Origin of the sequence: Ramlibacter sp. AN1133 (assembly GCF_037890035.1) — a bacterium.
GTDB lineage: Bacteria > Pseudomonadota > Gammaproteobacteria > Burkholderiales > Burkholderiaceae_C > Ramlibacter.
In genome coordinates, this window is record NZ_JBBKTQ010000033.1 from 35,469 (window position 1) to 57,967 (window position 22,499).

A 22,499-nucleotide genomic window follows, 5' to 3' on the forward strand; every position below is an offset into this window, starting at 1 on the left:
CGCAGAGGACGCAAAGGGTACGCAGAGGACGCAAAAGAACAGCCATTTCAAGGAGGTTTTCTTTTGCGCTCTCTGCGTACCCTTTGCGTCCTCTGCGTCCGGTATCTGGTTTTTACTCCGTTCGTACGCCCGTCAGAACCGTCCTACGCGCTGGCGCTGCAGTCGCTCGCGTGGAGACGGCCGCGCGCCGCCGACAATCGCCGCGTGCGAGAGGCAGAGCAACTGGAAGCCGGGAACGTGGTGCGCCTGCGGGCGGGTGGGCCGCCCATGGTCGTGCGGGCGGTGAGCGGCGACACCGCCTACTGCCAGTGGTATGCCGGCGTGGACCTGCACCAGGGCACCTTCCTCTTCACCTCGCTGGAAGACATCAGCCGGCACCGCCGCAGCGCGGCGCTCGCGAGCCACGACGAGAGCGATGCGCGCGGCGTCGCCGCCTGATCACTCCGCCGCGATCTTCTGCGCCTTCATCACGCGCGCCCACTCCGCGCTTTCCTGGTCCAGCAGCGTCGCGAGCTGCGCCGGCGGCACATAGGCCGGAATCGCTCCCTGCTGCGAGGCCGACTGCGCCACTTCGGCGCTGGCCAGCACGGTGCGCACCGCGTCGTTCAACCGCTCCACCACCGCCTGCGGCGTGCCCGCGGGTGCCAGCAGCATCAGGCGCGGCGCCACGTTGAAGCCGGGCAGCGCATCGGCCAGCGCCGGCACGTTCTCCGCGCCGGCCAGCTTGCCGGTGTTCATCAACGCGATCGCGGTCACCTTGCCGGCCCTGGCCTGCGCCAGCCCTGCCGCGGCACTGACCACGCCGATCGGCACCTGCCCGCTGATCACGTCCGGCAGGATCTGCGAGGCGCCGCGGTACGGGATGTGCACGATGAAGGACTGCGTCTGCGCCTTCAGCATCTCGAAGCCGAGGTGATGCACGGTGCCGACCCCGGAAGTCGCATACGCGTACTTGCCCGGGCTGGCCTTCAGCAGCGCCACCAGCTCCTGCGGGTTCTTTGCCGGCAGTGCGTTGTTGGCGACGATCAGCAGCGGGGCGACGAAGGTGCCGGCGACCGGCGTGAAGGACTTCAGCGGATCGAGGTTGGCGCGCGGCTGCAGGTGCGAGGAGATCAGCATGCCCGTCTCGCCCATGAGCAGCGTGTAGCCGTCGGCCGGCGCGCGGGCCACGGCGTCGGCGGCGATCATGCCGGAGGCGCCGGCGCGGTTTTCCACCACCACCTGCTGCCCGAGCAGCTGCGGCAGCCGCTGGGCGAGCAGCCGTGCCATGGCATCGACACCGCCGCCGGCGGCATAACCCACCATCAGCTTGATCGGGCGGTTGGGAAAGGCCTGGGCGCCGGCCAGCGGCGCGGCAAGGGACAGTGCAAGTGCCAGCAGGGCGCGGCGGCCGGCGAAGAGGCGATTCGGGTTCAAGGGTCTGCTCTTTCGAAGGGATGGGGGCCATGATCCCCGCGCACCGCGACCCGCGCCATCGGGGTGGACCCCGCCCCGGGCGCGCTACCATCGGGGCGAGGAGGCAAGCATGAAGAACATCGGCATGGTGGGCATCGGCCTGATGGGCCACGGCATCGCGACGAACCTGCAGAAGCACGGCTACCCGCTGGCGCTGTTCGAGCACCCCGGCAACCAGCCGCTGGACGCGCTGAAGGCCGGCGGCGCGCGGGGCTTCGCGAGCGCGAAGGAGCTGGCCGCGGCGTCCGACGTGGTGATCACCGTGCTCACGGGTTCGCCGCAGGTGGAGGCCGTGGTGATGGGCGCGGGCGGGCTGCTGGAAGGGTTGCGCCCCGGCAGCGTGCTGGTCGACTGTTCGACGGCCATCCCGTCGTCGACCGTGCGCGTGGCGCAGGCCGTGCAGCAGGCCGGCGCGCGCTTCCTCGATGCGCCGATGACGCGCACGCCCAAGGAGGCGGCCGAAGGCCGCCTGAACCTGCTGGTGGGCGGCGATGCGGAACTGCTGGAGGCCTGCCGCCCCGTGCTGCGCTGCTTCGCGGAGAACATCACGCATGTCGGCCCGGTGGGTGCCGGCCACGGCATGAAGCTGCTGCACAACTACGTGTCGCTCGGCATGGTGACCCTGATCGCGGAAGCGGCGGCCTGCGCGCAGCGCAGCGGCGTGGCGCTGGACACCTTCGCGGAGGTGCTGGCCAAGGGCGGCGGCGGCGGCATCGCGCTGGACCGCCTGAAGCCCTACCTGCTGGCCGGCGATCCTTCCGGGCTGCGCTTCAGCATCGCGAACGCGCGCAAGGACCTCGATTACTACAACGCGATGGCCTCGGATGCGGGCGCGGCCAAGGAAGTCGCCGCCGCGGTGCTGGCGACGCTGGAAGGCGCGCTGGCGAAGGCGACGCCCGGGACCTTCGTGCCGGAGCTGGTGTCGCTGCTGGCGTCGCGTTGAAACGCGTCACGCCATCGAATACCACGCCACCCCGTCCCGCACCTCCTTGCGCGCCTCGCCCGCGTGCAGCAGGTAATTCAGGCACGCGATCGCCTCGCCGGTCGCCAGGCTGAACTGGTGGCCGTCCGACTCGCGGATCGGCCGCTTGAACAGGGCCTCGAAGGTCTCCGGCACCCGCCGCGGCTCGCGCAGCACCGCGCGCAGGCGGTCGAAGGCGGCCGCCTGGCCTTCGCGCAGCTGCGCGATGCGCGCGTGCAGGCCGTGGAAGCACTCGTTGTGGGCGGGCAGCACCAGCACGTCGTCGGGCACGCGCTGCTCCAGCACGTCCAGCGAGTGGAACCAGTCGGCCATCGGGTTGGCGTCGGGCTCCATGGGATGCACCGACACGTTCGAGGAGATGCGGGGCAGCACCTGATCGCCCGAGATCAGCAGTTTCAGTTCGCGGCTGTAGAGGCAGGAGTGCTCGGGCGAGTGGCCCTTGCCCGCGACCACCTCCCAGTCGTGCGCGCCGATGCGCAGCGTCTCGCGGTCGACGATGCGGCGGAAGCTGTCCGGCAGCGCGTGGATGTTCTTGCCGAAGTTGCCGAAGCGGGCACGGTATTCGTCCACCGCGTCGGTGCTCCACGCCGCCTCCAGGAAGAAGCGCAGGGCGTCCGGCGGCGCGTCGCGGCTGGTGTCCGAGACGAGGACGCGGCAGGCCAGGTATTCCAGCCGCGAGATCCAAAGCCGCGCGCCCGACTTGCGCGACAGCCAGCCCGCCATGCCGATGTGGTCCGGATGCATGTGCGTGACGACGATGCGCTTCAGCGGCCGGTCGAACGGCGCGGTGGCGAGCAGGTGCTGCCAGGCCGCGGCGGTTTCCTCCGTGCGCACGCCCGTATCGACGAGGGTCCACCCATCCCCATCCTCCAGCGCCCACACGTTGATGTGGTTGAGCCGGTACGGCATGGGCAGGCGGATCCAGTGCACGCCGGGGGCGACGGGGGTGGACTGGCCGGCGGCGGGCGTGGGCAGCGGGTAGGCGAGCGCGGAGGACTGCATAAACGTCGAGTTTGCCCCAAGCGCCGGGCGGATGCCGCGCGCGGGGAATTGCGCCATGATGCGGTCAGTTGCCGGAGACGACCATGGACGACGAAGCCTTCAACATCAGCCTGCGCAAGTTCCTCAAGATGGTGGGAGTGAGTTCGCAACGCGAAATGGAGCAGGCGGTGGCGCGCGCACTGCAGGAGCAGTCGATTGCCGGCACCGAGGCCTTTCCGGCGCGCATGACGCTGGAGATCCCCGGGCTGAAGCTGCAGGTGCACTTCGACGGTGAGATCCGGCTGCAATAGCGTGCACCGCTGAGGCACGTGCCGCACGCGCGCAGTGCTGCGGGAGGCGTCCTGCATGCGCTGTGCATGCGCGCGGACACGGCCGCTCACCCACGGCAGCGCTTTGCGATTGCACAATGCCGCTCGACCTCCGGAGCAGCGGCAAAAAGTGAGCACAACAGCAAGACGCCTCCCCATCGGAGCGGAATACCGGGCAGGCGCCGGCACCCATTTCCGGGTGTGGGCGCCGGCGGCCCGCGAGGTGGACGTCGTGTTCGAAGGCCCCGGGGCGCTCCGGCCGGGCGCGCTGCGCCACGAGGGCGACGGCTATTTCTCCGGCCTGGTGGAGCAGGCGCAGCCGGGCCTTCGTTACCGGCTGCGCCTGGACGGCAAGGATGCCCTGCCCGACCCCGCCTCGCGCTGGCAACCCGAAGGCCCGCACGGTCCGTCGGAGATCGTGGCGCCGGACAGCTACGCCTGGCAGGACGCCGCGTGGCGCGGGGTGGGCGCCCGCGGCCAGGTGCTGTACGAGATGCACATCGGCACCTTCACGCCCGAGGGCACCTATGCGGCGGCGGAGCAGCACCTTGCCTACCTGAAGGACGTGGGCATCACCCTGCTCGAACTGATGCCGGTGAACGAATTCAACGGCCCGTTCGGCTGGGGCTACGACGGCGTCAACCTGTTCGCGCCCACGCGCCTGTACGGCACGCCGGACGAACTGCGCCACTTCATCGACCGCGCGCATGCCGTCGGCCTCGGCGTGATCCTCGACGTGGTCTACAACCACTTCGGCCCGAGCGGCAACTACCTCACGCGCTTTTCGCCGTATTACGTCAGCAAGCGCTACGAGAACGAGTGGGGTGAAGCGATCAACTTCGACGACGAGCACAGCGGCCCGGTGCGCGAGTTCTTCGCCTGCAACGCGGAGTACTGGATCCGCGAATTCCACTTCGACGGCCTGCGGCTCGACGCCACGCAGTGCCTGTTCGACGCGAGCCCCACGCACATCGTGTCGGACATCGCGCGCCGTGCGCGCACCGCGGCCGGCCCGCGCGGCATCCACCTGAGCGCCGAGAACGAGCCGCAGCACGCGGAGATCGCGCGGCCGGTGCAGCGCGGCGGCCGGGGCCTCGACGCGATGTGGAACGACGACTTCCACCACAGCGCCACGGTCGCGGCCACGGGCAGTTGCGAGGCGTACTACTCGGAGACGCGCGGCACGCCGCAGGAACTGATCTCCGCGCTCAAGTGGGGCTTCCTGTACCAGGGCCAGTGGTATGCGTGGCAGAAGAAGCGGCGCGGCCATCCCGCGCTGGACTTGCCCGCCACGGCGTTCATCCAGTTCCTGCAGAACCACGACCAGGTCGCCAACAGCGCCCGCGGCCAGCGCATCCACCAGCTCACCACCCCGGGGCGCTACCGCGCGCTGACGGCGCTCCTGCTGCTGGCGCCCGGCACGCCGCTGCTGTTCCAGGGGCAGGAATTCGCCGCCAGCGCGCCCTTCCTCTATTTCGCGCGGCACGAGGACGAACTCGACGGGTTGATCCGCAAGGGCAGGCACGAATTCCTCACCCAGTTTCCCAACATCGCGAGCGAGGATGGTGGCAAGCTGCTCGTGTCGCCCGCCGAAGAAGAGACATTCCGTCGATGCAAGCTGGACCACGCCGAACGCGAACGGCACGCCGAGGTGCTCGCCATGCACCGCGAGCTGCTGCGGCTGCGGCGCGAGGACCCGGTCTTCGCGCGCTGCGATGCGAGCCGCATGCATGGCGCGGTGCTGGGGGCGGAGGCCTTCCTGCTGCGCTTCCTGGACGACGCGGGGGACGACCGCCTCGTGGTGGTGAATCTCGGCCCCACGCTGCCGCTGCATCCCATGCCCGAGCCGCTGCTCGCGCCGCCTGCCGGCATGCGCTGGAAGCTGCTGTGGCACACCGAGGAAGCGCGCTGGGGCGGCAGCGGAATGATCGAACCGGACGGCGAACACGGCTGGCGCCTGCCAGCGCATGCGCTCGCCGTCCTTGCACCTGTGAGCGCCGCACGGCCGCCCGAAGGCGCTCGCCCCCTCCGCTTGCGGAGGGGGGAGGAGGAGTCCGCGCAGCGGACGGATCCTGGGGGAGGTCATCCCATCAGCCTGGAGGATACCGATGGCCGAAGCCATCCTGAACAAGATGCCCTGGGGGGGCAACCATGAGCACCCCGAACGACTGCTGACGCGCGAATGGCTGGTGACCAACGGCCTGGGCGGCTACGCCTCGGGCTCGGTCGCCGGCGTGGCCACGCGCCGCTACCACGGCCTGCTGATCGCCGCGCTGCCGACACCGATCGGCCGCACCGTCATGCTCAGCCACCTCGGCGAATGGGTGCGGCTGGCCGATCGCCGCACCATCCGCGTCGCGGGCGAGGAGCGCCCCGACCGGCCCTACGAGCTGCCCGACATCCTGACCGAGTTCCGGCTCGAGATGGGCCTGCCGGTGTGGACGTACCACGTGGGCGACGCGGTGATCGAGAAGCGCATCCTGCTGCCCTATGGCCAGAACACGGTGCACGTGAACTACCGCATGATCTCCGGCGGCCAGGGCGTGCGCCTGATCCTGCGCCCGCGGCTGCACTTCCGCGGCCACGAGAACCCGGTGGAGCAGTCGTACGACGAACCCTGCCGGCTGCACGTCCTGAGCAACCGCTTCGAGGTTCACTCGGAAAGCAATGCCCAGCTGCCGCCGCTGCGCATGACGCTGCTCGGGCGCGACGCGCAGCTGGTGCTGGAAGGCGGCAACTTCGAGGAGTTCTTCTACCGCGTCGAGGCCTCGCGCGGCTACGCGGCGCGCGGGCGCGTGTGGACGCCCGGCCGCTTCCGCGCGGAGCTGGGCCCCGGCGAGGAATGCACGCTGATTGCATCCACCGAGAGCTGGGACACGATCCACGCGCTCAACCCGCACCAGGCGCTGAAGGCCGAACACGCGCGGCGCGAGCGGCTGATCGAGCAGGCCGATCCGGCGGCGCGCACCGGCCGCGCGGCCGAACTCGTGCTCGCCGCCGACCAGTTCATCATCGCGCCCTTCAGCCGCCAGGCCGATGCGGCCCGGGCGCTGGCCGAGGGCGACCAGGCCCGCACGGTGATCGCCGGCTACCACTGGTTCACGGACTGGGGCCGCGACACGATGATCAGCCTCGAGGGCCTGACGCTCACCACCGGCCGCCACGCGGAGGCCGGCTACATCCTGCGCACCTTCCTGCACTACGTGAAGGACGGCCTGATCCCCAACATGTTCCCCGAGGGGCAGAACGAAGGCCTGTACCACACGGCGGACGCGACGCTGTGGTTCTTCCACGCGATGGACCGCTACGTGACCGTCACCGGCGACCGCCTGACGCTGCGGCATGCGATCCCCACCTTCTGCTCGATCATCGAGCACCACCTGCGCGGCACCCGCTTCAACATCGGCGTGGACCACCGCGACGGCCTCCTGAAGCAGGGCGCCGAGGGCTACCAGCTCACCTGGATGGACGCCAAGGTGGAAGGCTGGGTGGTGACGCCGCGGCGCGGCAAGGCGGTGGAGCTGAACGCGCTGTTCTACAACGCGCTGCGCCTGATGGAGCGCTGGCTGCGCGAAGAGGGGCAGGAGCAGCATGCGCAGCAGATGGCGCAGCACGCGCAGCGCGTGTACGAGAGCTTCAACCAGCGCTTCTGGAACCCGCAGACCAACTGCCTCTACGACGTGATCGACGGCGAGGGCGGCGACGACGCCGCGATCCGGCCCAACCAGGTGTTCTCGATCTCGCTGCCGTACCCGGTGCTCGATCCGCAGCGCTGGCGCAGCGTGCTGGACGTGGCGCAGCGCCTGCTGGTCACGCCGGTGGGCCTGCGTTCGCTGGCACCGGGGCATCCCGACTACAAGCCGAACTACGACGGCGACCTGCGCGCGCGCGACGCGGCGTACCACCAGGGCACGGTGTGGGGCTGGCTGGCCGGCCCGTTCGCCGATGCCTGGCTGAAGGTGCACCCGGACGACAACCGCGGCATCGAGCACCTGATCGACGGTTTCGCCGCCCACCTGGGCGAGGCGTGCATCGGCTCGATCAGCGAGGTCTTCGACGCCGAGCCGCCCTTCACGCCGCGCGGTTGCGTCGCGCAGGCCTGGAGCGTCGCGGAGGTGCTGCGGATCCTCGTGAAGTGCCGGCATGCGATGGCGCAGCAGCACCCGCAGCACCAGCAGGCTGGCGCAGGCAGTGAAGCAACGGTGTCGTCATGGTCGGCTGCGGCCGTCCACGCCTAGCGGCGCCTGGGTTTCTTTCCCTCCCCCTCCGGGGGAGGGTAGGGTGGGGGCACCCCCCGCTGCAGGAATCACGCGCGGTGCGGATCCAGCGTCCGGAGCGCCCCCACCCCAGCCCTCCCCCAAAGGGGGAGGGAGCAAGAGACATCACTGCGGCGTGATGCCGGCCTCCTTGCCCGCCTTCGCCCAGATGTCGATCTGGTCCCGCAGCATCGCCGCCAGTTCCTCCGCCGACGAGCCCTGCGGCTGGAACGCCACTGCTTCCAGCTGCGACCTCACCTCCGGCTGCGCCAGCGCCCGCGCGAGCTCGCGCGCGAGCCGCTCGACGATCTCCCTGGGCATCTTCGCCGGGCCGAAGATGCCGGCCCAGGGCGTCATCGGGATCTGCTCGGCGCCGGCCTCCGGCAGCGTCGGCACCTCGGGCATCCCGCCCGCGCGCTGCGGCAGCAGGGTGGCCAGCACGCGCAGCTTGCCTTCCTTGGCGTGCGGCAGCAGCGTTCCGGTGGCGATCGCCATGTTCACGCGGCCGGCCAGCAGGTCGAGCGTCATCGGCGCGTCGCCCTTGTAGGGCACGTGCACCAGCTGCACCTTCGCCTGCTGCGCCAGCCGCGCCGTGGCGATGATGCTGGTGCTGTTGCCCGACCCGTAGGTCACCTTGCCCGGGTTGGCGCGCGCGTAGTCGATCAGCTGCGCGAGGTTGCGCGCCGGCACCGTGTCGTTGACGAACACGAAGAAGCCGAAGTTGCCGACCTTGCCCACCGGCGTGAAGTCCGCGACCGGGCTGTACGGCACCACCTTGTGCAGGATCGGTGCGGCGTTGAACGCCGTGTTGGTGGCCAGCAGCAGCGTGTAGCCGTCCGGCGGTGACTTCATCACGGCCTCGCCGGCGATGATGCCGTCCGCGCCGGCCTTGTTCTCCACCACCACCGGCTGGCCCAGGCCCTGGCCCATGGCCTGCGCGACCGAGCGCGCCACCACGTCGGCGGAGCCGCCCGGCGGGAAGGGCACCACGAGCCGGATCGGCTTGCCGGGATACGACTGGGCGAAGGCGGCGCTGCCGAGCAGGCCCAGGGTGACGAACAACAGGCGCACGATGGCGACGAAGCGAGGCATGGCAGGCGCTCCTTTCCGGCGGCAAGGCACGCACGTTGCGCCCGCGTGCCGGCCGGTGTCAACCCTGGAGAAATCCGGAGGAGGCGCGGTCAGGCCGTGGCGGCGGCCTTGCGCCGCCGGGGCCGGGTCTTCTTCACCGCCGCCAGGCTGGCCTCGAGCGAGCCCTCCAGCGTGCGCGCCAGCCGCCCTTCCAGCATCGCCAGCACCGCCGCTTCCTCGGGCTTGAGAGTGGCGAGGTCCTCGCGCAGTTCCTGCTCCACCTGGCCCTTGACCTGCAGCAGCAGGCTGCCTTCCACGTAGGCGTTGAGCACCTCCGGATGCACGTAGCACTTGCGGCAGATGGTGGGCGTGTTGCCCAGGCGGGCGGCGACGCGCTCGATCGCCTGCCGGATGTTCCTCTTCTGCGTGGACTGGGAATCGAAGGCCTGGAACTCCTGCAGCGCGAGCGCGGCCATCACCGTGCCGGCCCAGGTGCGGAAGTCTTTGGCCGTGATGTCGCGGCCCGTGATCTCCTTCAGGTAGGCGTTGACGTCGGCCGAGGTCACCTCGCGCAGCTCGTCGCCGTCCTGGTACTGGAACAGGCGCTGGCCCGGCAGGTCCTGGCAGGCGCGCACGATCCGCGCGATGCGGCGGTCCTTCACCTGCAGCCGCCAGGTCTTGCCGCTCTTGCCCTTGAACTGGAAGCGCAGCTCCGAGCCATCCACCTTCACGTGCGGGTTGCGCAGGGTGGTCAGGCCGTAGCTCTTGTTCTCGCGGGCGTAGTCGTCGTTGCCGACGCGGATCAGCGTCGTCTCCAGCAGGTGCACCACGGTGGCCAGCACCTTCTCGCGCGGCAGCCCGCGCAGTGCCATGTGCTGCGCGAGCTTCGCGCGGACCGCCGGCAGCGCCTTCGCGAATTCGAGCATGTGCCCGTACTTCGTGCTCTCGCGCACCTCGCGGAACTGCGGGTGGTAGCGGTACTGCTTGCGCCCCCGCGCATCGCGGCCGGTGGCCTGCAGGTGGCCGTTGGCCTTGGGGCAGATCCAGACATCGGTGTACGCCGGCGGGATGGCCAGCTTGCGGATGCGCTCCAGCGTGGCTTCGTCCTTCAGGGGCTCGCCATTGGGCCGGTAGTACACGAAGCCGTCGCCCTTGCGCTCGCGGCGGATGCCGCGCTCCTCGTCGCTCACGTACACGAGGCCGGCCGCCGCGGCCGCTTCCTTCGGGTCGGCCAGGCTCGCGGTCAAAGCCTCGTTGTCCTTCATGTTCAATTCCTGAAGTCCTGGGTGACCATGAGGCCGTGCTTGCCGCTGTCCAGGATGCCGATGCCCAGGCGCCCGAACTGCGGGCGCAGGATATTGGCGCGGTGGCCGGGGGAGCGCATCAGGCCGGTGTGGGCGGTGTAGAGCGTGGGCGCGAGCGCGAGGTTCTCGCCGGCCGAGAGGTAGCCGATGCGCGCCTGCCGCATGCGGTCGCTGAGATCCTTGCCCTCGGGCGAGACGTGCGCGAAGTAGCCGCGCGCGAGCATGTCGCGGCTGTGCGCGCGGGCCAGCTCGGAGAGGATCGGGTCGGGCCGCACCGCCTTGAGCCCCTGCGCGCGCCGTTCGGCGTTGACCAGTTCCAGCATCTGCTCCTCGAGGTCGGGGCGGGGCTGGCCATCCTTCACGCGGAACTGCAGCGCGATGCGCTCGCGCGATGCGGGATCGACCGTCACCGCTTCGAGGGTGCGCTGCACGGCGGGATCGAAGATCGGCGCCAGCTGCACCTCGACCCATTCGGCGGGGCGCGCCAGCCTGGGCGCCAGCGCGCTTTCGTGCGTCCAGGTCCCGACGCGGGCGCCCAGCGGCAGCGTAAGCAGCAGCACCGCCGCGACGATCGCGTACATCGCGCCGTTGGCCACGCCCGGCAGCACGCCGAGCATGCGGTTCGCGGCGTTGGCATGCACCTTCTTCGGCAGGTGCAGGAGCGCCCGCAGCACGACGCTGCCCAGGAGGACGTGCACCAGCAGGAAGAGGGCGACGAAGCTCAGAGGGGCGAGCCAGACGCCCAGCGCGGGCGCGACGCCGGCCAGCCAGCCGCTGGCCGCGCGCCAGCCGACGAAGGCGGCGGCGAGGCTGGCGGCCAGCGTGAGCAGGTCGAGCGCGGAGAACAGGAAGCCGCGGGCCCAACCCAGCCAGGCACCGGACAGCAGGATCGCCGCGAGCAGGAGGTCGACAGGGGTGAAGTGCATGCCGCGTCCAGTATCGGAGCGGCCTTCGAACTGTTGACGTAGGACGGGGTAGACGCTTCCCCGCGGACGGCCGACGGTGCGGCCGCAGGCGCCTTACGCGGAGGCGGTCGGGCGCGCCACCGCGGTGGCCAGCGACACGCGGGCGCGCGCGGGCTCGCACGCGGTGCAGCCGTGCGCATGGGCGTAGCGCAGGCGGGCCACGGCGACGGCCTGCTTGCCATCGAGGAATTCGCCCAGGTACTCCGTCAGGGCCTCGCCGAGGAAGCAGTCCGGCGGGCAGCGGCTGCGGTCATGCACGGCGACGTCTGCGGCCGGTGGCGCGTGATAAGCGACGAAGTAGCTGGGCATGGGGTCTTTTTTCCTCTCTGAGCGGCCATCGTATGGATGACCCAGAGGGCAAGACATCACCCATTCTGGTGAAGGCGGACCGGGGGTTTACCGCGTTTGGGGGAGGCCGGCGCGGATCATCGCCGGCGCTGCGCCACCAGCTCGCGGCGCAGGTTGGCGACGAGCTGGCCCATCTCGGCGCCGTCTTCGGCCAGCAGCGTATGGGCAGTGCCGCGGAAGAAGCGCGCCCAGCGGATGTGCCAGTCGCGCGTGTCCGTCAGTTCGACGTACACCGAGGCGCGCGGCCCGGCGTGGCACTGGCCGGAGATGAGGAAGCCGATGCCCAGCTCGCGGCAGATGAGCTCCACCGCGTGCGGGGGCGCCTTGGCGAGGAAGTCGGAGCTGATCAGGATGGCCTGCAGGGCGGCATCCTGCCCCAGGCGCTCGCGCAGCAGGTCCGCGATGTCGTTGCCCAGGAGGCGCAGCGATGCGTCCTCGTCGCCCCCGGGCGTGAAGGGCAGCACGGCCACCAGCGGCCGCCGGGGCGCCACCGCGGCGGCGGCAGCGCTGGAGGGGGAGGTGGCAGAAGGAAGGTCCAAGGCGGTTTCCGGGTGGGCACGTCCATTCTAGGAACGGCAAGCTTGCCGCTTCCTGAGTTGGAGGCAGCAAAAGTTGGGGCTCGTCTTTGCGAAATTCGGCGCTTGATTTTTCCCGCCGCGTGTGTGCGGGCTATGCTCGCGCCATGAGCAAGGCGTTCACGCGCGAGGCCGACGGCGACAGCGACGACGACGAGGAAGGCGGCGGCCTGCCTCCGCTGCCGGCGGGCGGCAAGAACTACATCACCCCCGGCGGGTACGCGCGCCTGCGCACCGAACTGCTGCAGCTGATCGACGAGGAGCGGCCCAAGGTGGTGGACGTGGTGCACTGGGCCGCCAGCAACGGCGACCGCTCGGAGAACGGCGACTACCTGTACGGCAAGAAGCGCCTGCGCGAGATCGACCGCCGCATCCGCTTCCTGACCAAGCGGCTGGAGATCGCGGAGGTGACGGACCCGTCGCTGCACCACGGGCACGACCAGGTGTTCTTCGGCGCCACGGTGACGTACGCGGAGGAAGACACGGGCGTCGAGCGCACGATCACCATCCTCGGCATCGACGAGGCGGACAGCGCGCAGGGCCAGGTGAGCTGGATCTCCCCCATCGCCCGTGCCCTGCTGAAGGCGCGCGAAGGGGAGGTGGTCAAGCTGGTGACGCCGGCGGGGGCGAAGGAAATCGAGATCCTCAGGGTGGAGTATCCGGCGCCGGGGGCGCCCAGGCACTGACCTTCAGACCACCCTCGGATCCGTCCCGCCCGGGCGGATCCTCTGCGCGTTCATCACCGAAGGCGTGCGCTTCAGGTTGCGCAGCACCGACTCCAGGTGCACGCGGTCGCGCACCGAGACCACGAAGCGCAGGTCGGTGGCGTCCTGCGCGCGCTCGTCGTCCATGTCCACGTGCGTGATGTCGGCCTCGGCATTGGCCAGCGCCGCCGCCACGCGGGCCAGCGCGCCCTTGCCGTTCGCCACCGTCACCAGGATGCCCGTTTCGAAGGCGCGCACCGGCTCGTCGGACCATTCGACGCCGATGAAGCGTTCCGAGTCCTTGTGCTGCAGGCGCTTGGCGATGGCGCAGTCGGTGGCATGGACCACGAGGCCCTCGCCGCGCCCGAGATAACCGAGGATCGGGTCGCCCGGCACGGGCCGGCAGCAGCTGGCGAACTGCACCGAGGCGTTCTCGCTGCCATCCAGCGTGAGGCCGCCCTGCGAGACGTTCTCGTGCGCGGTGAAGCGCTCGCGGCTGAGCAGGAGCGCGTCGGGCTTCTCGCCCAGTTCCCCCAGCAGCGTCATGAGGCGCTTGGCCACGATGCCGGCGATGCGCTTGCCCAGGCCCAGGTCCGTCAGCAGCTCGGCGCGGCTCTTGTTGCCGGTGAAGCGCAGCAGCTTCTCCCAGATCGCGTGGTAGGTGTCGTCGTCGGGCGGCAGCTTCTCCATGCCCTCGGCCCGCAGCGCCTGGGCGAGCAGCTTCTCGCCGAGCTGCTGCGACTCGGCCTGCGCCAGCGTCTTGAGGTGATGGCGGATCTTGGAGCGGGCCCGCCCCGTGCGCACGAAGCCGAGCCAGGCCGGGTTGGGCGTCGACACCGGCGCCGTCACCACTTCGACCACGTCGCCGTTCTTCAGCTCGGTGCGCAGCGGCACCTGGGCGCCGTTGATGCGGGCGGCCACCGTATGGTCCCCCACGTCGGAGTGGATCGAATAGGCGAAGTCGACGACCGTGGCGCCGCGCGGCAGGGCGAGGATCTGGCTCTTGGGCGTGAAGACGTAGACCGCGTCCGGGAACAGGTCGATCTTGACGTGGTCCCAGAACTCCGCCGCATCGCGGGTCTCGTTCTGGATGTCCAGCAGCGACTGCAGCCACTTGGTGCCCAGGCGCTCGGTGTTCTCTTCCTGCGGCACGCTGGCCTTGTACAGCCAGTGCGCGGCGACGCCGGACTCCGCCACCAGGTGCATGGCCTCGGTGCGCAGCTGGAACTCGACGTTCACGCCCGAGGGCCCGACCAGCGTGGTGTGCAGCGACTGGTAGCCGTTGATCTTGGGGATCGCGATGTGGTCCTTGAAGCGGCCCGGCACCGGCTTGTACAGCTGGTGCAGCACGCCCATGGCCGTATAGCAGTCCGTCACCGTCGGCACGACGATGCGAAACCCGTAGATGTCGGTGACCTGCGCGAACGACAGGTGCTTCTCGTCCATCTTCTTGTAGATGGAGTAGAGCGTCTTCTCGCGCCCGGCGATGCGCACTGCGAGGCCGGCGGCGTCGAAGGCGTTCTCGACGTCGCGGTGCACCTTCTGGATCAGGTCGCGCCGGCGGCTGCGGGCGCGCGACACCGCCTTGGACAGCACCGCGTAGCGCCACGGGCGCAGGTAGCGGAAGGAGAGTTCCTGCAGCTCGCGGTAGGTGTTGTTCAGGCCCAGCCGGTGCGCGATGGGGGCGTAGATGTCCAGCGTCTCGCCGGCGATGCGGTTCCACTTCTCGCGCGGCACGTCTTCCAGCGTGCGCATGTTGTGCGTGCGGTCGGCGAGCTTGACCAGGATGACGCGCACGTCGCGCGCCATGGCCAGCAGCATCTTGCGGAAGGATTCGGCCTGCGTTTCCTCGCGGGTGTTGAACTGCAGCTTGTCCAGCTTGGTGAGGCCGTCGACCAGGTCGGCGACGGCCGAGCCGAAGCGCTCGATCAGCTGCGGCTTGGTGACGCCGCAGTCCTCCATCGAGTCGTGCAGCAGCGCCGCCATGAGGGCCTGGGCGTCCAGCTTCCACTCGGCGCACTGCGCCGCCACCGCGATCGGATGCGTGATGTAGGGCTCGCCGCTGGCGCGCATCTGGCCCAGGTGGGCTTCGTCGGCATAGCGGTAGGCCTTGCGGACCAGGTCGACTTCCACCGGGTCGAGGTAATCCAGCCGTGCCGTGAGCGCGGCAAAGCTGGCCGCTGCGGCATTCGCCGCGGCAGGAGAGGGGAGGATCGGACTGCTGGGCCGTTTGCCGCTGCCCGAGGTCGGCTGGAGCACCGCACTCATGGCCCCATCATAGGGGCTCGATGCGAGGGGCCAGGGATCAGGGGTAAGAAACGGGCTGTTTCCCCGCGGACGCAGGCTGGGCTGCGCGAAGCGAACACCAGCGGTTTCGGGGGCCGGAAGCTGGTGTCGGCTTCGCCGGCCAGCCTGCGAAAACGCCAAACCGGGGGCCCCAAGGAAAAAGGCACCGCCTCGGCGGTGCCTTCGTTCGGGGAGCCGGGTGGCTCAGCCCGGGACCTTCTTGAGCATCTCCAGGCCGATCTTGCCTTCGGCGATCTCGCGCAGGGCGGTCACGCCCGGCTTGTTCTTGCTCTCGATCTTGGGCGCGTGGCCCTGGCTCAGCATGCGGGCGCGGTAGGTCGCGGCCAGCACCAGCTGGAAGCGGTTCGGGATCTTCTCGAGGCAGTCTTCGACAGTGATACGGGCCATCAATCTCTCCGGGGTGTCTAGGTGAGCCCCAAGGCGGTGAACGTCTCGGCGCGAGCGCGGCGCTGGGAAACGTACTTCAGCCGCTGGGAATGAACGATCGCTTTCAGGTCGAAGAGCGCTCGCTCAAATAACTCGTTGATTATAACGAAATCGAATTCCTTTGCCTGCGCCATCTCGGTGGCCGCATTCGCCAGTCGGGTTTCGATGACCTCGGGGGCGTCTTCCCCGCGCCGCTCCAGCCGGGAGCGCAGTTCGTCCCAGCTGGGGGGCAGGATGAACACCAGCACCGCGTTGGTGAAGATGCGCTTGATCTGCAGCGCGCCCTGCCAGTCGATTTCCAGGATCACGTCCTGCCCGTGGGCGATGCGCTCCTCGATCATCCGCTTGGAGGTGCCGTAGCGGCGGCCGTGCACGTGCGCCCATTCCACGAAGGCATCGGCCAGCACCATCTGGTCGAACTCGGCTTCCGGGACGAAGAAATATTCCCGCCCGTGCTTTTCCTGGCCGCGCGGCGCGCGCGTGGTGTGCGACACCGAGGGCTGCACGTGGGAATCGAGTTCGAGCAGGGCCTTGACCAGGCTGGATTTGCCGGCCCCGCTGGGGGCTGCAACGACGAAGAGGTTGCCGGGGTAGTCCATGGCCGATGTTAAGGGGTGCGGCCCGCTGCCGGGCCGCCCCAGGGCAGGCCAGCCCCCTCGGGGGGCAGCGACCCGCACGAAGTGGCGGAGCGTGGGGGCATCGTGGCTACTCCAGGTTCTGGACCTGCTCCCGCATCTGCTCGATCAGCACCTTCATGTCCACCGAGATCTTCGTCAGCTCCAGCGCCGCGGACTTCGAGCCCATGGTGTTGGCCTCGCGGTGCAGCTCCTGGATCAGGAAGTCCAGCCGCTTGCCGACGTCGCCGCCCTTCTTCACCAGCCGCTCGATCTCGTCGAGGTGCGCGGCCAGCCGCGTGAGTTCCTCGGCGACGTCGATGCGGATCGCGAACGCGGTGGCCTCGGTCAACGCCCGGTCCTGCGCCGCCTCCGGCGTGGCCGCGCCCTCCGTGAGGGCCATGGCTTCCTTCCAGCGCTCCAGGAAGCGCTGGCGCTGCTGCTCCACCAGCTGCGGGATCAGCGGGCGGGCCTGTTCGGCCAGCGCGCGCAGCTGCTTCAGGTGCCCCAGGAGCATCGTGGCCAGGCGTGCGCCTTCGCGCTCGCGCGCGGCCAGCAGGTCGCCGAGGACCTGGTTGGCCAGCTGCATCAGCGGCTCGCTCCAGTCCACGCTGCCGCCATCGTCGGCGGAGGCCAGGCGCAGGATCTCGGCGACGGAGAGCGCCGGCGCGTCCGGCAGCCAGCCGCGCACGGTGTCCTGCACGGCGCCCAGGCGCTGCAGCATGCGAACGGTGGGCTCGCGCACGATCTCGGCGCCCATGCCCTCCAGGCCCGCACGCACTTCCACCTTCCCGCGCTTGATGCGGCCCGTGATCATTTCGCGCAGCGCCGGTTCGTGCGCGCGCAGCTCCTCGGACAGGCGGAACGAGAGGTCCAGGAAGCGGCTGTTGACGGATCGGATCTCGAGCCCGAGACGCATGCCCGCGGGGGGCTTGCTGCCTTCGCCGGCCGGCGCGGCCCCGGGGCTGTGCTGCGCCGAGGCGTAGCCGGTCATGCTGTAAACTGGCATTCGAAGGAGTCTTTGAAGTTCGGTTGCGGGGATTTCGAGGATAGACCGGGCCCGCGGCAGGCCCCAACAATCTTCAAATTATGTCAAAGCTCAAACCAGCGCCCTTGCCGCCGGACACCGTGATCGGTGGCTATCGCGTGGTTCGCAAGCTTTCGGCAGGCGGCTTCGGCGTGGTCTATCTCGCCGTCGACAACGAGGGCCAGCAGGTCGCCATCAAGGAATACCTCCCTTCTTCCCTGGCCACGCGCCCCCCGGGCGAGCTGCTGCCGCAGGTGGCGCCCGAGAAGCTGTCGCTGTATCGCCTGGGCCTCAAGAGCTTCTTCGAAGAAGGCCGTTCGCTCGCGCAGATCTCCCACTCCTCGGTGGTGAGCGTGCTGAACTTCTTCCGCGAGAACGAGACCGTCTACATGGTGATGAACTACCTGGAGGGCGCGACCCTGCAGGATTTCATCATCACCGCGCGCGAGCTGAAGAAGCAGAAGGTGTTCCGCGAATCGACCATCCGGTCGCTGTTCGACGAGATCCTGCGCGGCTTGCGCATCGTGCACCAGCACAAGATGTTGCACCTGGACATCAAGCCGGCCAACATCTTCATCACCGACGACAACCGCGCGGTGATGATCGACTTCGGTGCGGCGCGTGAAGTGCTGTCCAAGGAAGGCAACTTCATCCGGCCCATGTACACCCCTGGTTTCGCGGCGCCCGAGATGTACCGGCGCGATTCCTCGATGGGGCCGTGGACGGACATCTACGCGATCGGCGCGTGCATCTATGCATGCATGCAAGGTTATCCCCCCAACGATGCGCCGCAGCGACTGGAGAAGGACCGCCTGTCGCTCGCACTGTCCCGGCTGCGCGGCGTGTATTCCGACAACCTGATCGAGGTGGTCGAATGGTGCATGTCGCTCGATCCGCTGTCGCGCCCGCAGTCGGTGTTCGCGCTCCAGAAGGAGCTCAGCCGCGAGGGCGAGCGGCGCTATACGAAGCTCTCGGTCGGTGAGAAGATGCGGCTGCAATTCGACAACATGGTGAGCGACACCAAGAAGCGCACTGGCATCGGAGCGAAAACGAAATGAGCCCCCACGCTCCCCACTTCGTGTGGTCGCTGCCCCCCGAGGGGGCGCCGAGCCTCCTCGCGGGGTCCCCGGGAAATCTCGGAGAGATTTTCCGGGGTGCCTTTGAGGCGGCTCGGCGGAGTCTCGGATGAAATTCTCGGTCTTCCAGGTCAGCCGCAAGGGCGGCCGCGAAAAGAACGAAGACCGCATGGGCTATTGCTACACGCGCGAGTCCGGGCTGTTCCTGCTGGCCGACGGCATGGGCGGGCACCCGGAAGGCGAAGTCGCCGCCCAGCTCGCGCTGCAGACCATCTCCGCGCTGTACCAGAAGGAAGCACGGCCGGTCGTCAAGGACGTGGCGGAGTTCCTGTCGGTGTCGCTGATGGCCGCGCACCACCAGATCATCCGCTACGCCAGCGAGAAGGGCATGCTGGACACGCCGCGCACCACGCTGGTGGCGGCGATCGTGCAGGGCACGCACGCGACCTGGGTGCATTGCGGCGACTCGCGCCTGTACGTCGTGCGCGCCGGGGAGCTGCTCACGCGCACCCGCGACCACTCCTACCTGGAGCAGCAGAACGCCGGCGTGATCCGCATGGACCGGATCAACCGCAACATCCTGTTCACCTGCCTGGGCTCGCCGACCAAGCCCGTGTTCGACGTCACCGGCCCGGTGCAGCTGCAGGAGGGCGACAAGATCCTGCTGTGCTCGGACGGCCTGTGGGGCAGCCTGGAAGACAAGGACATCGTGCGCGAGCTGAGCGCCAAGCCCGTCGCCGAGGCGGTGCCGGACCTGGTGGAGGCCGCCCTGCGCAGCGGCGGCGAGCACTCGGACAACGTGACGGTGATCGCGCTGGAGTGGGAAACGCCGGACACCTTCGAATCCACCCGCGGGATCTCCACGGACAGCATCAGCGACGGCGTGTTCGCCTCGACCATCCAGGCCGGGGTGCTGGACACGCTGGTGGACGACCTCGACGACGCCGCGATCGAACGCTCGATCGCGGAGATCAACGAGGCGATCCGGCGCAGCGCGGCGAAGAAGGCTTAGGCGACGAAAAAACCGAACCGCCGAACGCAGAGGTCGCAAAGGATACGCAGAGGACGCAGAAGGACATCCACCAAGGAATCCTTTCATGCATTCTTCTGCGTCCTCTGCGTGATCTCTGCGACCTCTGCGTTCGGCTGTCGGGTTTTCTCCCCTACGCAGCGTCCGGCAGGACCCCGCAGGCACAATCGGGGACTTCTCCCCCAGTTACCGGCCTCCAGCCTCTATTCCCATGTTCCAACGCCCCGGCGGCCGCGCCCCCGACCAGCTTCGTCCTGTCCGCATCACGCGCGGCTTCACCATCCACGCCGAAGGCTCCGTGCTGATCGAGTTCGGCAACACCCGCGTGCTGTGCACCGCGTCGGTGGAAGACCGCGTGCCGCCGCACAAGCGCGGCAGCGGCGAAGGCTGGGTGACGGCCGAATACGGCATGCTGCCGCGCGCCACCCACACCCGCGGCGACCGCGAAGCGGCCCGCGGCAAGCAGAGCGGCCGCACCCAGGAGATCCAGCGCCTGATCGGCCGCTCGCTGCGCGCCGTGTTCGACCTGAAGAAGCTCGGCGAACGCACGATCACGCTGGACTGCGACGTGCTGCAGGCCGACGGCGGCACGCGCACCGCGGCCATCACCGGCGCCTTCGTCGCCGCGCAGGATGCCGTCGGCAAGCTGATCGCCACCGGCGCGCTGGCCGAATCGCCCATCACCGGGCCGGTCGCCGCGATCTCCGTCGGCATCGTGGAAGGCACGCCGCTGCTGGACCTGGAATACATCGAGGACGTCGCCTGCGACACCGACATGAACGTCGTGATGACCGGCGCCGGCCATTACGTGGAAGTGCAGGGCACGGCCGAAGGCGCGGCCTTCACGCGCGCCGAGATGGACGAACTGCTGCGGCTGGCGGACAAGGGCATCTCCGAGCTGGTGGCCATGCAGCGCGAGGCCTTGAGCCGATGAAGATCGAGCGGATCGTCCTGGCGTCCAACAACAAGGGCAAGCTGGCCGAGCTGCAGGCCATGTTCGCGCCGCTCGGGATCGCGCTGGTGCGCCAGGGCGAGCTGGGCGTGCCCGAGGCCGAGGAGCCGCACCGTACCTTCGTGGAGAACGCACTGGCGAAGGCGCGCAACGCGGCGCAGCACACCGGGCTGCCGGCGATCGCCGACGACGCGGGCCTGTGCGTCGATGCCTTCGACGGCCTGCCGGGCGTCGACACCGCGTACTACGCCACGCAGTTCGGCTACCCCAAGGGCGACGACAACAACGTCAAGGCGCTGCTCGAACAGATGCGCGGGATCACGCAGCGCCGTGCCGCGCTGGTGAGCACGCTGGTGGCCGTGCGCACGCCGCAGGACCCGGAGCCGCTGATCGCGGTCGGCCGCGCGGTGGGCGAGATCGCGCAGCAGCCCGTGGGCAGCCACGGTTTCGGCTTCGACCCCGTCATGTTCATCCCCGCCTTCGGCAAGACCTTCGCGGAGCTGCCGCCGGAAGTGAAGAACGCCAACAGCCACCGGGGCAAGGCCGCGCGCCAGATGGTGGAGCTGATCCGGGAACGCTGGCTGTGAAGGACCTCGCGCACCACATGCGCCCCGGCACGCTGCAGCTGCCGGCGCTGCCGCCGCTGTCGCTGTACGTGCACCTGCCCTGGTGCCTGAAGAAGTGCCCCTACTGCGACTTCAACTCGCACGAGATGAGTCGGGGGGAACTGCCGGAGCAGCGCTACCTCGATGCGCTGCGCGCGGACCTCGAAGCCGCGCTGCCCCTCGTCTGGGGCCGGCAGGTGCACAGCATCTTCATCGGCGGCGGTACGCCCAGCCTGTTCACGCCCGAGGGGATCGAGCGGCTGGTCTCCGACGTGCGCGCGCGCCTGCAGCTGGTGCCCGATTGCGAGATCACGCTGGAGGCCAACCCCGGCACCTTCGAGCGCGATCGCTTCAAGGCCTTCCGCGCCGCCGGCATCACGCGCCTGTCGGTGGGCGTGCAGAGTTTCGACGACGCCAAGCTGCGGGCCCTGGGCCGCGTGCACGACAGCCGGCAGGCCGTCGCGGCGCTGGAGGAAGCCGCCGCCAGTTTCGAGACCTTCAACCTCGACCTGATGTACGCGCTGCCCGGGCAGACGCTGGCGGAACTCGAGGCCGACGTGACGCAGGCGCTGGCGCTGGCGCCGCCGCACCTGTCGATCTACCACCTGACGATCGAGCCGAACACCTACTTCGCCAAGTTTCCCCCGGTGATCCCGCCGGACGACCTCGCTTACGCGATGCTCGATCGCCTCACCGAGATGACGGGGGCCGCGGGCATGGAGCGCTACGAGGTCTCCGCGTACGCGAAGCCCGGCCACCGCTGCTGGCACAACTTCAACTACTGGACCTTCGGCGACTACCTGGGCATCGGTGCCGGCGCGCACAGCAAGCTCAGTTTCCCGCACCGCGTGGTGCGCCAGGTGCGCAAGCGCGAGCCGAAGCTGTACATGGACGGCGCGCTGGCCGGCGCGGCGATCGCGCAGGACGAGGACGTCGCGCGTACCGAACTGCCCTTCGAGTTCATGCTCAACGCGCTGCGCCTGAAGGACGGCTTCGCGCTGCAGGACTTCAGCGACCGCACGGGGCTGCCGCTGTCGGCGATCGAGCAGGCGCTGCGCGAGGCGGAAGGCAAGGGCCTGATCGAACGCGACCTCGCGCGCGTGAAGCCGACCGGGCGCGGCTTCGATTTCCTGTCGGATTTGCAGGCGCTGTTCCTGCCCTGAGCGAAGAAGAGGTTCTTTCGCCGATTTCCGGGGAGACAAGAGTAGGCGGGCCGATGGTCATCACGGTTCGCCGGTTGCCTTCGACCCGGACCAGGACGTGACCGTCCGCCTCGTCGACTGTCCCCCGGCGCGGATGAAAAGCGTGCCCCAGGTTGGCGCCGCGCCCGCGCCTCCTCCTTGATGTCGCCGAGTCGGACGGTCACGCCCTGGTCCTCCCCCCGCGCGGGTGCGAGCGCAGCGTCCGTCGGTGAGCTCGCTCGAGCGTCGGCGACGGCGCCAAGCGAAGCCATACCCTTGGGGTCGGCACGCTGCAGGATCAGTCCGTGGCT

22 protein-coding genes are annotated in these 22,499 nt (G+C 69.4%); 11 read left to right on the top strand and 11 right to left on the bottom strand.

Going from position 1 to position 22,499, the window contains the following annotated elements:
- Nucleotides 1–204 precede the first annotated feature (204 nt).
- The gene (locus WG923_RS27570; RefSeq protein WP_340354238.1) at nucleotides 205–438 is read left to right on the top strand and encodes a YodC family protein; all 234 of its coding nucleotides are present in this window, start codon (nucleotides 205–207) and stop codon (nucleotides 436–438) included.
- Here WG923_RS27570 and WG923_RS27575 read toward each other — a convergent pair whose 3' ends face one another.
- Entirely contained in the window at nucleotides 439–1,416 is a 978-nt protein-coding gene (locus WG923_RS27575) for a tripartite tricarboxylate transporter substrate-binding protein (RefSeq protein ID WP_340354239.1), read from the bottom strand. It lies immediately after the preceding gene.
- Here WG923_RS27575 and WG923_RS27580 point away from each other — a divergent pair.
- Entirely contained in the window at nucleotides 1,322–2,398 is a 1,077-nt protein-coding gene (locus WG923_RS27580) for an NAD(P)-dependent oxidoreductase (RefSeq protein ID WP_340354240.1), read from the top strand. The two genes, WG923_RS27575 and WG923_RS27580, sit on opposite strands and share 95 nt — an antisense overlap.
- Before the next feature lie 6 nt (nucleotides 2,399–2,404).
- Here WG923_RS27580 and WG923_RS27585 read toward each other — a convergent pair whose 3' ends face one another.
- Nucleotides 2,405–3,439 carry an MBL fold metallo-hydrolase gene (locus tag WG923_RS27585; RefSeq protein ID WP_340354241.1) on the bottom strand — a complete coding sequence of 345 codons (1,035 nt, stop codon included), beginning with the start codon at nucleotides 3,437–3,439 and terminating at the stop codon, nucleotides 2,405–2,407.
- Between the two features lie 83 nt (nucleotides 3,440–3,522).
- On the opposite strand from WG923_RS27585, the gene WG923_RS27590 reads away from it, so the two are divergent.
- The 3 genes from WG923_RS27590 (at nucleotide 3,523) to WG923_RS27600 (ending at nucleotide 7,985) form a co-directional block, all read left to right on the top strand.
- Entirely contained in the window at nucleotides 3,523–3,729 is a 207-nt protein-coding gene (locus tag WG923_RS27590) for a DUF6494 family protein (protein ID WP_340354242.1), read from the top strand.
- A 148-nt stretch (nucleotides 3,730–3,877) separates the two neighbouring features.
- Nucleotides 3,878–5,902, top strand: a complete 2,025-nt coding sequence (gene treZ, locus WG923_RS27595) for a malto-oligosyltrehalose trehalohydrolase (protein ID WP_340354243.1) — start codon at nucleotides 3,878–3,880, stop codon at nucleotides 5,900–5,902.
- The gene (locus WG923_RS27600) at nucleotides 5,856–7,985 is read left to right on the top strand and encodes an amylo-alpha-1,6-glucosidase (protein WP_340354244.1); all 2,130 of its coding nucleotides are present in this window, start codon (nucleotides 5,856–5,858) and stop codon (nucleotides 7,983–7,985) included. The genes treZ and WG923_RS27600 overlap by 47 nt, the downstream gene beginning before the upstream one ends.
- A gap of 144 nt (nucleotides 7,986–8,129) precedes the next feature.
- On the opposite strand, the gene WG923_RS27605 is transcribed toward WG923_RS27600, so the two are convergent.
- The 5 genes from WG923_RS27605 to WG923_RS27625 form a co-directional block, all read right to left on the bottom strand.
- Nucleotides 8,130–9,095, bottom strand: coding sequence for a Bug family tripartite tricarboxylate transporter substrate binding protein (locus tag WG923_RS27605; RefSeq protein ID WP_340354245.1), 966 nt, complete (start codon nucleotides 9,093–9,095; stop codon nucleotides 8,130–8,132).
- 89 nt (nucleotides 9,096–9,184) lie between these two features.
- Nucleotides 9,185–10,339, bottom strand: a complete 1,155-nt coding sequence (locus tag WG923_RS27610; RefSeq protein WP_340354246.1) for a DNA topoisomerase IB — start codon at nucleotides 10,337–10,339, stop codon at nucleotides 9,185–9,187.
- A gap of 2 nt (nucleotides 10,340–10,341) precedes the next feature.
- On the bottom strand, nucleotides 10,342–11,304 hold the full coding sequence (locus WG923_RS27615; protein WP_340354247.1) for a CvpA family protein: 963 nt from the start codon (nucleotides 11,302–11,304) through the stop codon (nucleotides 10,342–10,344).
- Nucleotides 11,305–11,397: 93 nt separating this feature from the next.
- On the bottom strand, nucleotides 11,398–11,652 hold the full coding sequence (locus WG923_RS27620) for a hypothetical protein (RefSeq protein ID WP_340354248.1): 255 nt from the start codon (nucleotides 11,650–11,652) through the stop codon (nucleotides 11,398–11,400).
- A gap of 116 nt (nucleotides 11,653–11,768) precedes the next feature.
- Nucleotides 11,769–12,230: a hypothetical protein gene (locus WG923_RS27625; protein WP_340354249.1), complete on the bottom strand. Its 462-nt coding sequence runs from the start codon at nucleotides 12,228–12,230 to the stop codon at nucleotides 11,769–11,771.
- Between the two features lie 143 nt (nucleotides 12,231–12,373).
- Between WG923_RS27625 and greB the strand changes: the two genes are divergently transcribed.
- Nucleotides 12,374–12,952, top strand: coding sequence for a transcription elongation factor GreB (gene greB, locus WG923_RS27630; RefSeq protein ID WP_340354250.1), 579 nt, complete (start codon nucleotides 12,374–12,376; stop codon nucleotides 12,950–12,952).
- Nucleotides 12,953–12,955: 3 nt separating this feature from the next.
- Here greB and WG923_RS27635 read toward each other — a convergent pair whose 3' ends face one another.
- The 4 genes from WG923_RS27635 to WG923_RS27650 all read right to left on the bottom strand — a co-directional run bounded on the left by WG923_RS27635 (nucleotide 12,956) and on the right by WG923_RS27650 (nucleotide 17,326).
- A complete protein-coding gene (locus tag WG923_RS27635) occupies nucleotides 12,956–15,238 on the bottom strand; it encodes a RelA/SpoT family protein (protein WP_340354251.1) in 2,283 nt (760 codons plus the stop codon).
- 222 nt (nucleotides 15,239–15,460) lie between these two features.
- On the bottom strand, nucleotides 15,461–15,664 hold the full coding sequence (rpoZ, locus tag WG923_RS27640; protein ID WP_077592946.1) for a DNA-directed RNA polymerase subunit omega: 204 nt from the start codon (nucleotides 15,662–15,664) through the stop codon (nucleotides 15,461–15,463).
- Nucleotides 15,665–15,681: 17 nt separating this feature from the next.
- Nucleotides 15,682–16,302 carry a guanylate kinase gene (gene gmk / locus WG923_RS27645; protein WP_340354252.1) on the bottom strand — a complete coding sequence of 207 codons (621 nt, stop codon included), beginning with the start codon at nucleotides 16,300–16,302 and terminating at the stop codon, nucleotides 15,682–15,684.
- Between the two features lie 106 nt (nucleotides 16,303–16,408).
- On the bottom strand, nucleotides 16,409–17,326 hold the full coding sequence (locus WG923_RS27650) for a YicC/YloC family endoribonuclease (protein WP_340354253.1): 918 nt from the start codon (nucleotides 17,324–17,326) through the stop codon (nucleotides 16,409–16,411).
- An 80-nt stretch (nucleotides 17,327–17,406) separates the two neighbouring features.
- Between WG923_RS27650 and WG923_RS27655 the strand changes: the two genes are divergently transcribed.
- The 5 genes from WG923_RS27655 to hemW all read left to right on the top strand — a co-directional run bounded on the left by WG923_RS27655 (nucleotide 17,407) and on the right by hemW (nucleotide 22,170).
- On the top strand, nucleotides 17,407–18,402 hold the full coding sequence (locus WG923_RS27655) for a serine/threonine protein kinase (protein WP_201690811.1): 996 nt from the start codon (nucleotides 17,407–17,409) through the stop codon (nucleotides 18,400–18,402).
- A 127-nt stretch (nucleotides 18,403–18,529) separates the two neighbouring features.
- Nucleotides 18,530–19,432 (top strand): PP2C family protein-serine/threonine phosphatase, encoded by a 903-nt coding sequence (locus WG923_RS27660; protein WP_340354254.1) that lies wholly within the window; start codon nucleotides 18,530–18,532, stop codon nucleotides 19,430–19,432.
- 229 nt (nucleotides 19,433–19,661) lie between these two features.
- On the top strand, nucleotides 19,662–20,384 hold the full coding sequence (gene rph, locus WG923_RS27665; RefSeq protein ID WP_340354255.1) for a ribonuclease PH: 723 nt from the start codon (nucleotides 19,662–19,664) through the stop codon (nucleotides 20,382–20,384).
- Nucleotides 20,381–20,989, top strand: a complete 609-nt coding sequence (gene rdgB / locus WG923_RS27670) for an RdgB/HAM1 family non-canonical purine NTP pyrophosphatase (protein ID WP_340354256.1) — start codon at nucleotides 20,381–20,383, stop codon at nucleotides 20,987–20,989. Before rph ends, rdgB begins: the two co-directional genes overlap by 4 nt.
- 17 nt (nucleotides 20,990–21,006) lie before the next feature.
- Complete coding sequence (hemW, locus tag WG923_RS27675; RefSeq protein WP_445322989.1) at nucleotides 21,007–22,170, top strand: radical SAM family heme chaperone HemW; 1,164 nt, start codon at nucleotides 21,007–21,009, stop codon at nucleotides 22,168–22,170.
- Nucleotides 22,171–22,499: the final 329 nt, after the last annotated feature.